A 268-nucleotide genomic window follows, 5' to 3' on the forward strand; every position below is an offset into this window, starting at 1 on the left:
CTTGGCGATCAGGGACAGCTTTCCGGCTACAATGTCGACCTAGCCAAAGCCCTTTGTCGTCAATTGGGTGTCGACGACGTCTGTCAGATTGAAGCTGTGCCGTGGAATGAGCTTGAGGAACGACTGCTTAGTGGACAAGCAGAAGCCATCATAGCCGGATGGAAACCAACCGAAGAAAATCGCGATCAATTTGCTTTCTCGCGGTCCTATATGCGATTGCCTGCGCGATTTGCGACGACCAATGCGGGTACATTTAATGACGATGCAG

The 268-nt window shown here is 51.5% G+C and carries 1 protein-coding gene; it reads left to right on the forward strand.

The genetic code is table 11. The features are described 5' to 3' along the window. On the forward strand, positions 1-268 hold a 268-nt coding region (locus SB822_RS57640), incomplete at both ends, for a transporter substrate-binding domain-containing protein (RefSeq protein WP_410859179.1).

Origin of the sequence: Paraburkholderia sp. SIMBA_054 (genome assembly GCF_046534875.1) — a bacterium.
Taxonomy (GTDB): domain Bacteria; phylum Pseudomonadota; class Gammaproteobacteria; order Burkholderiales; family Burkholderiaceae; genus Paraburkholderia; species Paraburkholderia hospita.